This window comes from Citrobacter sp. wls714, assembly GCF_005281025.1.
Taxonomy (GTDB): domain Bacteria; phylum Pseudomonadota; class Gammaproteobacteria; order Enterobacterales; family Enterobacteriaceae; genus Citrobacter; species Citrobacter werkmanii.
Map to the genome: position 1 here is coordinate 23,111 of NZ_SZWZ01000068.1, position 8,549 is coordinate 31,659.

General features: G+C 51.3%; 8 protein-coding genes. All 8 read right to left on the bottom strand.

The window, feature by feature from the left end; genetic code table 11:
- Positions 1–54 precede the first annotated feature (54 nt).
- On the bottom strand, positions 55–4,083 hold the full coding sequence (gene rpoB, locus FDX11_RS15260) for a DNA-directed RNA polymerase subunit beta (RefSeq protein ID WP_003033111.1): 4,029 nt from the start codon (positions 4,081–4,083) through the stop codon (positions 55–57).
- 320 nt (positions 4,084–4,403) lie between these two features.
- On the bottom strand, positions 4,404–4,769 hold the full coding sequence (gene rplL, locus FDX11_RS15265; protein ID WP_000028882.1) for a 50S ribosomal protein L7/L12: 366 nt from the start codon (positions 4,767–4,769) through the stop codon (positions 4,404–4,406).
- Positions 4,770–4,835: 66 nt separating this feature from the next.
- On the bottom strand, positions 4,836–5,333 hold the full coding sequence (rplJ, locus tag FDX11_RS15270) for a 50S ribosomal protein L10 (RefSeq protein WP_005132895.1): 498 nt from the start codon (positions 5,331–5,333) through the stop codon (positions 4,836–4,838).
- A 293-nt stretch (positions 5,334–5,626) separates the two neighbouring features.
- On the bottom strand, positions 5,627–6,334 hold the full coding sequence (gene rplA, locus FDX11_RS15275) for a 50S ribosomal protein L1 (protein WP_042314242.1): 708 nt from the start codon (positions 6,332–6,334) through the stop codon (positions 5,627–5,629).
- Positions 6,335–6,337: 3 nt separating this feature from the next.
- Entirely contained in the window at positions 6,338–6,766 is a 429-nt protein-coding gene (gene rplK / locus FDX11_RS15280; RefSeq protein ID WP_038636105.1) for a 50S ribosomal protein L11, read from the bottom strand.
- A 157-nt stretch (positions 6,767–6,923) separates the two neighbouring features.
- On the bottom strand, positions 6,924–7,469 hold the full coding sequence (gene nusG / locus FDX11_RS15285) for a transcription termination/antitermination protein NusG (protein ID WP_003033125.1): 546 nt from the start codon (positions 7,467–7,469) through the stop codon (positions 6,924–6,926).
- A gap of 1 nt (position 7,470) precedes the next feature.
- Positions 7,471–7,854, bottom strand: a complete 384-nt coding sequence (gene secE, locus FDX11_RS15290; RefSeq protein ID WP_003033128.1) for a preprotein translocase subunit SecE — start codon at positions 7,852–7,854, stop codon at positions 7,471–7,473.
- A 230-nt stretch (positions 7,855–8,084) separates the two neighbouring features.
- Positions 8,085–8,549 (bottom strand): EF-Tu/IF-2/RF-3 family GTPase (locus tag FDX11_RS15295; RefSeq protein WP_249357153.1); only part of this gene is annotated, 465 nt, incomplete at its 5' end.

Consider the following 8,549-nt stretch of genomic DNA (forward strand, 5'->3'; position numbering starts at 1 on the left):
GCACAATCTGGCGCTGGCTGTTACGCCAGCACCAGTGACCTGTTTGATCGAGAGTTACTCGTCTTCCAGTTCGATGTTGATACCCAGCGAACGAATCTCTTTCAACAGTACGTTGAAGGATTCCGGCATGCCTGGTTCCATCTGATGGTTGCCGTCTACGATGTTTTTATACATCTTAGTACGACCGTTCACGTCATCAGACTTAACGGTGAGCATTTCCTGCAGGGTGTATGCCGCGCCATATGCTTCCAGCGCCCACACTTCCATCTCCCCGAAGCGCTGACCACCGAACTGAGCCTTACCACCCAGCGGCTGCTGAGTAACCAGGCTGTAAGAACCGGTAGAACGCGCGTGCATCTTGTCATCAACCAGGTGGTTCAGTTTCAGCATGTACATGTAGCCAACGGTAACCTGGCGCTCGAACTGCTCACCGGTACGACCGTCGAACAGGGTAATCTGACCGGAAGTCGGCAGGCCACCCAGCTGTAACAGTTCCTTGATTTCAGACTCTTTCGCACCGTCGAAGACCGGCGTTGCGATCGGCATACCTTTTTTCAGGTTTTCAGCCAGACGCAGAACTTCTTCATCGCTGAAGGTATTCAGGTCAACTTTCTGACGAACATCTGAACCCAGATCGTAAGCACGCTGGATGAATTCGCGCAGTTTGGCGACTTCCTGCTGCTGTTTCAGCATGGCGTTGATCTTATCGCCGATACCTTTCGCAGCCATACCCAGGTGGGTTTCAAGGATCTGACCGATGTTCATACGCGATGGTACGCCCAGCGGGTTCAGTACGATATCTACCGGCGTACCGTTAGCATCGTGTGGCATATCTTCGATCGGGTTGATCTTAGAGATTACACCCTTGTTACCGTGACGACCTGCCATCTTATCACCAGGCTGGATCCGACGTTTAACCGCCAGATAAACCTTAACAATCTTCAGCACGCCCGGTGCCAGATCGTCGCCCTGAGTGATTTTACGGCGTTTCGCTTCGAGTTTTTTCTCGAACTCGTGTTTCAGTTCGTCGTACTGCTCAGCCAGTTGTTCCAGCTGATTTTGTTTCTCTTCGTCGGTCAGGCCGAGTTCTAACCAGCGGTCACGCGGCAGTTTGTCGAGCTTCTCAGCTTCAACACCACCGGAAACCAGCACAGCGTAGATACGGCTGAACAGGCCAGCTTCGAGGATCTGCAGTTCTTCAGACAGGTCTTTCTTAGCCTGCTTCAGCTGCATCTCTTCGATTTCCAGCGCACGTTTGTCTTTTTCTACGCCATCGCGAGTAAAGACCTGAACGTCGATAATCGTACCGGAAACACCGTTTGGCACGCGCAGAGAAGAGTCTTTAACGTCAGACGCTTTCTCACCGAAGATCGCACGCAGCAGCTTCTCTTCTGGGGTCAGCTGGGTTTCACCTTTCGGCGTTACCTTACCAACCAGAATGTCGCCACCGGTCACTTCCGCACCGATATAAACGATACCGGATTCATCCAGTTTGGAGAGCGCAGCTTCACCCACGTTCGGGATGTCAGCGGTGATCTCTTCCGGCCCCAGCTTGGTGTCACGGGACACACATGCCAGTTCCTGAATGTGGATGGTGGTGAAACGGTCTTCCTGGACAACACGCTCGGAGACGAGGATGGAGTCTTCGAAGTTGTAACCATTCCATGGCATGAACGCCACGCGCATGTTCTGACCCAGCGCCAGTTCACCGAGGTCGGTGGACGGACCGTCTGCCAGCACATCACCACGTTCAACCGGCTCGCCCAGAGATACGCAAGGCATCTGGTTGATACAGGTGTTCTGGTTTGAACGGGTGTATTTAGTCAGGTTATAAATGTCGATACCTGCTTCGCCCGGGTACATCTCGTCTTCGTTAACTTTGATAACGATACGGGAAGCATCCACGTACTGAACAGTACCGCCACGTTTAGCAACTGCAGTAACACCGGAGTCAACGGCAACAGCACGTTCCATACCGGTACCAACCAGCGGCTTATCAGCACGCAGAGTCGGAACCGCCTGACGTTGCATGTTCGCACCCATCAATGCACGGTTGGCGTCATCGTGTTCCAGGAACGGGATCAGGGACGCACCGACGGATACCACCTGCTGGGTGGATACGTCCATGTAGTCAACCTGGTCGCGGCTGAACAAGCTGGATTCGCCTTTGCTACGGCAGGTAACCAGATCTTCTACAAAGTGGCCTTCGTCATCCAGGTTGGAGTTCGCCTGAGCGATAACGTAGTTGCCTTCTTCGATAGCAGACAGGTAATGAATTTCGTCAGTAACAACACCGTCGGTCACTTTACGGTACGGAGTCTCGAGGAAGCCGTATTCGTTAGTCTGTGCATACACGGACAGGGAGTTGATCAGACCGATGTTCGGACCTTCAGGCGTTTCGATTGGACATACGCGACCGTAGTGAGTCGGGTGTACGTCTCGAACTTCGAAGCCTGCGCGTTCACGGGTCAGACCGCCCGGGCCGAGTGCGGAGATACGACGTTTGTGCGTAATCTCAGACAGCGGGTTGTTCTGGTCCATAAACTGAGACAGCTGGCTGGAACCGAAGAACTCTTTCACTGCTGCGGAAATCGGCTTGGCGTTGATCATATCCTGAGGCATCAGGGTATCCAGATCGCCCAGAGACAGACGCTCTTTCACCGCACGCTCAACACGCACCAGGCCAACGCGGAATTGGTTTTCCGCCATTTCGCCTACGGAACGGATACGACGGTTGCCGAGGTGGTCGATATCATCGACTTCGCCTTTACCGTTACGGATATCGATGAGCTTCTTCATCACTTCAATGATGTCGTCTTTGCTCAGGATACCGGAACCTTCGATTTCGTCGCGCAGCAGAGAACGGTTGAACTTCATACGACCAACCGCAGACAGGTCATAGCGGTCTTCGGAGAAGAACAGGTTCTCGAACAGGCTTTCCGCAGCTTCACGAGTCGGCGGCTCACCAGGGCGCATCATGCGGTAGATTTCTACCAGCGCGCTCAGACGATCGTTGGTTGGATCGACGCGTACAGTTTCAGAAATGTACGGACCGTGGTCCAGATCGTTAGTGAACAGCGTTTCGATACGCTTGTGACCAGACTGGCTCAACTTAGCCAGCAGATCCAGGCTCAGCTCCATGTTAGCTGCGCAAATCAGCTCGCCAGTAGATTCGTCAACGTAGTCTTTCGCCGCAACCTTACCAGCAATGTATTCAACCGGAACTTCGATATGCTTGATATCGTCTTTTTCCAGCTGGCGAATATGGCGCGCAGTGATGCGACGGCCTTTTTCGACGTAGACTTTGCCGTTAGCTTCAATGTCAAAGGAGGCGGTTTCACCACGCAGGCGTTCCGGCACCAGTTCCATCTGCAGCTTGTTGTCACGAATTTCGAAAACAACTTTTTCAAAGAACAGGTCAAGGATCTGCTCAGTGGTGTAGTTCAGTGCACGCAGAATGATGGTCGCAGGCAGTTTACGGCGACGGTCAATACGTACGAACAGGTTGTCCTTCGGATCGAATTCGAAGTCCAGCCAGGAACCACGGTAAGGAATGATACGCGCGTTATACAGCACTTTACCCGAAGAGTGGGTTTTACCTTTGTCGGAGTCAAAGAAGACGCCTGGGCTACGGTGCAGCTGAGAAACGATAACACGCTCAGTACCGTTGATAACAAAGGTACCGTTGTCGGTCATGAGCGGAATTTCGCCCATGTAGACTTCTTGTTCTTTAATGTCTTTTACGGTGCCTTCCGGCGCTTCGCGCTCGTAGATCACCAGACGCAGTTTTACGCGCAGCGGTGCGGAATAGGTCACGCCACGGATCTGACATTCCTGAACGTCAAACACCGGTTCGCCAAGACGGTAGCTGACGTATTGCAGCTCGGAATTACCGCTGTAGCTCTGAATCGGGAAAACGGAACGGAAAGCTGCTTCCAGACCATACTGCCCTTCAGGATCTTGCTCGATGAACTTCTGAAACGAGTCAAGCTGGATAGAAAGGAGATAAGGTATGTCCAACACTTGCGGACGTTTACCAAAATCCTTACGAATACGTTTTTTCTCGGTATAGGAGTAAACCATTAGGGTTCCTCAGCTCGCTGACAAGTCGACCCATCTGTCCATTGAGCGGACAGTTTGTGCAACACTATTTTGTTGACCGGAAAATCGAATACTTTCCGCAATGCCTGTTGCTATCACGCTTAAACCATTTCATTGCGATTTACACAGAACTGACGCTCTGTCGCAGTATATTAAGACGTCGATAGAAACAAGCATTGAAAGGCACAGCAGTAGTCAAACAGTGTGAAACGCTACTGGCGCCTTACAGCGCAAAAAGGCTGGTGACTAAAAAGTCACCAGCCATCAGCCTAATTGCTTAGGCTGCAACCAGAAAAGTTGGCTTATTTAACTTCAACTTCAGCGCCAGCTTCTTCCAGAGATTTTTTCAGTGCTTCTGCGTCGTCTTTGCTCACGCCTTCTTTCAGCGCAGCCGGTGCAGATTCTACCAGGTCTTTAGCTTCTTTCAGACCCAGGCCAGTTGCGCCACGTACTGCTTTGATAACAGCAACTTTGTTAGCGCCAGCAGCTTTCAGAATTACGTCGAATTCAGTTTTTTCTTCAGCAGCTTCAGCCGGGCCAGCAGCTACAGCTACAGCAGCAGCAGCGGAAACACCGAATTTTTCTTCCATTGCAGAAATCAGTTCTACAACGTCCATTACGGACATAGCGGATACTGCTTCAATGATTTGATCTTTAGTGATAGACATTTAAATTGTTCCTGAAAATCAGAATAAGTTTATACGTAAGCAGATGCTTGAGAAAGGTAACTGCAATTAAGCAGCTTCTTTCGCATCGCGTACAGCAGCCAGAGTACGAACCAGTTTGCCAGCCGAAGCTTCTTTCATGGTTGCCATCAGGCGTGCAATTGCTTCTTCGTAGGTCGGCAGAGTTGCCAGGCGATCGATATTCGATGCGGTAATCAACTCACCTTCAAAGGCTGCGGCTTTGACCTCAAATTTTGCATTCGCTTTCGCGAACTCTTTGAACAGACGAGCAGCAGCGCCCGGGTGTTCCATAGAGTATGCAATCAGGGTCGGACCAACAAACGTGTCTTTCAGGCACTCGAACTGAGTACCTTCAACGACGCGGCGCAGCAGGGTGTTACGAACAACACGCATGTATACGCCAGCTTCACGACCTGCTTTACGCAGTTCAGTCATTTTATCTACAGTTACGCCACGGGAATCCGCAACTACTGCAGACAGCGCGCCTTTGGCTACTTCGCTGACTTCAGCAACAATCGCTTGTTTGTCTTGAAGATTTAAAGCCATTAGCTTTGCTCCTGGATGTTTGCCGGAACTCATGTTCCGGAACTCACTTCACTCCCCCCAACGGAGAGAGCGTCTAAATACGGTGAGCAGAAACAAGCCAGAGTATCAGAAATAATCTTAGCGTTCTGTCACCGTCTACGCAGGGCATTAAGTTTCTTGCGAAACACCTGCGGTCTTCGACGGAGGCCTGGATAGGCCAGGCTCCAACGAACAAATCTGTTGTCTATTGGCCGAAGCTAATAGAATCGTGGGCGAAGATTGTAGACAAATTCGCCGCCCACGTAAAGCTAATCTTAGACGTTCGCAGACGCGCTCAGACCAGCCTGATCAACGGCAACACCAGCACCCATGGTGGTGGAGATGCTAACTTTCTTGATGTACACGCCTTTTGCCTGAGTAGGTTTTGCTTTTTTCAGCGCAACCAGCAGAGCTTCCAGGTTTTCTTTCAGTTTGTCAGCGTCAAAATCCACTTTACCGATGGTAGTGTGGATGATGCCGTTTTTGTCGTTACGGTAACGAACCTGACCAGCTTTAGCGTTCTTAACAGCTTCAGCAACGTTAGGAGTTACAGTACCAACTTTCGGGTTTGGCATCAGGCCGCGCGGACCCAGAACCTGACCCAGCTGGCCAACAACGCGCATTGCATCCGGGGAAGCAATAACAACGTCAAAGTTCATTTCGCCTTTCTTGATCTGTTCAGCCAGATCTTCCATACCTACCAGCTCAGCGCCTGCAGCTTTAGCAGCTTCAGCGTTTGCGCCCTGGGTAAATACAGCTACGCGAACGGAACGGCCAGTACCGTGCGGCAGTACAGTTGCACCACGTACGTTCTGGTCAGATTTACGAGCGTCGATGCCGAGGTTAACGGCAACGTCCACGCTTTCTACGAATTTAGCAGTGGCCAGCTCTTTCAGCAGAGCAATAGCTTCGTTGATGTCGTACTGTTTAGTTGCATCAACTTTGTCACGGATCACGCGCATACGCTTGGTCAGTTTAGCCATTTCTTAGTCCTCCACTACCAGGCCCATGGAACGTGCAGTACCTTCAATGGAGCGAGTCATCGCTTCAATGTCGGAACCAGTCATGTCGGCAGCTTTGGTCTGCGCGATTTCCTGCAGCTGAGCGCGGGAAATTTTACCCACTTTGTCTTTGTTCGGCTTGCCGGAACCAGACTTGATACCAGCCGCTTTCTTCAGCAGTACTGCTGCCGGAGGCGTTTTGGTAACGAAAGTGAAAGAACGGTCAGCGTAAACGGTGATAACAACCGGGATCGGCAGACCTTTTTCAATGGAATCAGTTTTTGCGTTGAACGCTTTGCAGAATTCCATGATGTTCACGCCTTGTTGACCCAGTGCTGGACCTACTGGCGGACTCGGGTTAGCCATACCAGCTGCAACCTGCAGCTTGACATAGGCCTGGACTTTCTTAGCCATTCTAAATTCCTCTAGTTGGGTTATAGCGCCTCAAAGAAGCTCCCCGTGTTTTTAAATTCGCTTTACGGACAGAGTCCATAAAAACAAAAGGCGCGAAATTGTATTCCAATCTCGCGCCCTGTGCAACGATTAAATCGCCGCTTTTTTGATCGGCGTGTTAGGCTTTCTCAACCTGGGCGAAGTCCAGTTCAACCGGAGTCGCACGACCGAAGATAGATACAGAAACTTTCAGACGAGACTTCTCGTAGTCCACTTCTTCAACTACGCCGTTAAAGTCAGCAAACGGACCATCGCTAACGCGGACCATTTCGCCCGGCTCAAACATCGTTTTCGGACGCGGCTTATCACCAACCTGCTGCAGACGGTTCATGATCGCATCAACTTCTTTGTCGCTGATTGGCGCCGGACGGTCAGAAGTACCGCCGATAAAGCCCATCACACGCGGAACGCTGCGCACCAGGTGCCAGCTCGCATCATTCATGACCATCTGGACCAGTACATAGCCCGGGAAGAATTTACGTTCGCTCTTGCGACGCTGGCCACCACGGATCTCGACCACTTCTTCTGTCGGCACCATGACTTCGCCAAACAGCTCTTCCATATTTTGTAACTTGATATATTCGCGCAGCGACGTGGCAACGCGGCCTTCAAAACCGGAAAACGCCTGAACGACGTACCAGCGCTTTTTAGGGGCTTCAGACATCTTAGAACCTCAGGCCAGTGATAAAGGATACCAGGCGAACCAGAATACCATCCAGTCCCCACAGGATCAGTGACATTACTGCGGTAACCGCAGCCACAATTAATGTGGTGTGCAATGTTTCCTGGCGAGTTGGCCAAATGACCTTACGGACTTCGGTTCTCGCTTCACGGGCAAAAGCAACGGTCGCTTTACCTTTTGTTGTCAACAGCGCGACACCACCCGCTGCGGCAATCAGAATCACTACGGCCAGCGCACGCAGCGGCAGCATCATGTCACGATAAAGGTAGTTGCCAACGATAGCTACAAGCAGCAATACAGCGACAACAACCCACTTCATCGCTTCCAGGCCGCGCCCGCTTCCTTGAGCTTCGGTATTCGCACTCATAAACCAACCTGTCAGAAGTATTCTACAAACATTTTCACCCCGCGTAAGCGAGGCGATCCAAACCGAAATGCTCTGGTGCGTTTCGGACTAAACGCCCTCTTCAGAGCCTGTCTCAGCAATGATTATGACAAAAAAAATCACTGATGAGCCAGGTTCTGGTGTGAAAGCGTGCAAAAAGGGCATCAAATGATGCCCTTTTATTGCGCATTGCGTCAAATGTTATTCGGCAATTAGCTCATTACTTTGGCAACAACGCCCGCACCTACAGTACGGCCGCCTTCACGGATTGCGAAACGCAGACCGTCGTCCATCGCGATCGGGTGGATCAGGGTAACAACCATTTTGATGTTGTCGCCCGGCATTACCATCTCTACGCCTTCCGGCAGTTCGATGGTACCAGTCACGTCAGTAGTACGGAAGTAGAACTGCGGACGGTAGCCTTTGAAGAACGGAGTATGACGGCCGCCTTCGTCTTTGGACAGGATGTACACTTCAGATTCGAACTTGGTGTGCGGCTTGATAGAGCCCGGCTTAGCCAGTACCTGACCACGTTCGATTTCTTCACGTTTGATACCACGCAGCAGAACACCAACGTTCTCACCAGCACGGCCTTCGTCCAGCAGTTTGCGGAACATTTCAACGCCGGTACAGGTAGACTTAGCGGTGTCTTTGATACCAACGATTTCAACTTCTTC

What these genes read in the sequence shown, in the direction of transcription:
- rpoB (WP_003033111.1), bottom strand. Translation starts at nt 4,083, where the DNA reads ATGGTTTACTCCTATACCGAGAAAAAACGTATTCGTAAGGATTTTGGT.
- rplL (WP_000028882.1), bottom strand. Translation starts at nt 4,769, where the DNA reads ATGTCTATCACTAAAGATCAAATCATTGAAGCAGTATCCGCTATGTCC.
- rplJ (WP_005132895.1), bottom strand. Translation starts at nt 5,333, where the DNA reads ATGGCTTTAAATCTTCAAGACAAACAAGCGATTGTTGCTGAAGTCAGC.
- rplA (WP_042314242.1), bottom strand. Translation starts at nt 6,334, where the DNA reads ATGGCTAAACTGACCAAGCGTATGCGCGTGATCCGTGACAAAGTTGAT.
- rplK (WP_038636105.1), bottom strand. Translation starts at nt 6,766, where the DNA reads ATGGCTAAGAAAGTCCAGGCCTATGTCAAGCTGCAGGTTGCAGCTGGT.
- nusG (WP_003033125.1), bottom strand. Translation starts at nt 7,469, where the DNA reads ATGTCTGAAGCCCCTAAAAAGCGCTGGTACGTCGTTCAGGCGTTTTCC.
- secE (WP_003033128.1), bottom strand. Translation starts at nt 7,854, where the DNA reads ATGAGTGCGAATACCGAAGCTCAAGGAAGCGGGCGCGGCCTGGAAGCG.